Origin of the sequence: Mycobacterium neumannii (assembly GCF_002245615.1) — a bacterium.
GTDB lineage: Bacteria > Actinomycetota > Actinomycetes > Mycobacteriales > Mycobacteriaceae > Mycobacterium > Mycobacterium neumannii_A.
This window is the reverse complement of sequence record NZ_NKCO01000056.1, coordinates 1-668: the sequence shown is the minus strand read 5'-3', so window position 1 is coordinate 668 and position 668 is coordinate 1. Positions and strand designations below refer to the sequence as shown.

Here is a 668-nt window from a genome sequence, read left to right as displayed (position 1 = left end):
AGAGGGGTATAAGAGACAGGTGCGGGCGCGGCCAACGGCGCCGGAGCCGGCGCCGGGGCCGGAGGCGGCGGGGGTGCCGGAGCCGGCTCGAGACGCGCCACCGCGTAGGCCGCACCCTCGGCGGCCATCCCGTTCACGATGTAGGAGTTGTGCGCGAAGCTTGGAAGACCGATGGGAGCGCCGTTGCAGATCGTGTCGCCCTCGGCGCACAGATCCAACGTCTTGTCCTGATACGACGGTCCGATGACGATCGCGGGCGCGCCGGCATCGGTCAGGAACTGATCCGAGGGCCTGCCGAACAGAACGACAGCGGCAACGTGGTCGCCGACTTCCTCAGACATCGGCTCGGGGATGAACTCGCGGTACTCGGCGGGGATCTCCTCGGGAATCTCAGCGGAAGTCACGTATCCGGCGACCGCAGCGCCTTGTGAGAATCCGCCGAGCACGATGTCGGTATCGGGGCATGCCGCCGCCGTCGACTCGACTTTCTGTCCCGCATCGCGGATCCCGTCGACCACCGTGCGTGCGAACTGGATGCGGTTGCCGAAGTCGCCGCTGGCCACGTAGTTAACCGGATAGACGTCGATCGATCGTGGGCCGGCCTGGGCGCGCAGCTGGTCGACGAACGCCTGCCCGACCCCGCCGACACCTGTCTCTTCTACACCTCT

1 protein-coding gene is annotated in these 668 nt (G+C 67.4%); it reads right to left on the bottom strand.

Annotated features, from left to right (window positions below; all coding sequences use genetic code 11):
- On the bottom strand, positions 1–668 hold a 668-nt coding region (locus CEX88_RS25770; RefSeq protein WP_099459222.1), incomplete at both ends, for a cutinase family protein.